Annotated in this window: 1 pseudogene; it reads right to left on the bottom strand. The window is 64.5% G+C overall.

The features are described from left to right. Window positions 1-279, bottom strand: a pseudogene (locus EN804_RS36830) (ABC transporter ATP-binding protein/permease); the annotation flags it as partial.

The raw sequence follows: 279 nt of genomic DNA, 5'->3' as shown, positions 1-279 counted from the left end.
CCTTGAGGCTCAGCATCGTCTCACCCTCCGTTTCACCGCGCACGATCCGGCCGAGCGTATTGCTCTGTTCAGCCCGCTCGAGGCCGTCAAGCGACATCATCAGCGATGCGACGCGCCTTGCGCAGGCATTCCAGTCCGCCAGCCGGGGATAGTTATCGACCAGCCAGCCGAAGGCGGACTGAACGATGGTGAAAGCCGATGCCGCCTGCATGACCTGGCCCAGCGACATGCTTCCGTCGAGGAACTTCGGCGCGCACAGCAGGACCGGAACGACGGGCG

The sequence above is a fragment of the Mesorhizobium sp. M8A.F.Ca.ET.161.01.1.1 genome (genome assembly GCF_004792105.1).
Lineage (GTDB): Bacteria > Pseudomonadota > Alphaproteobacteria > Rhizobiales > Rhizobiaceae > Mesorhizobium.
Note: the sequence above shows the minus strand (reverse complement) of the source record. Positions and strands in the feature narration are given on the sequence as shown.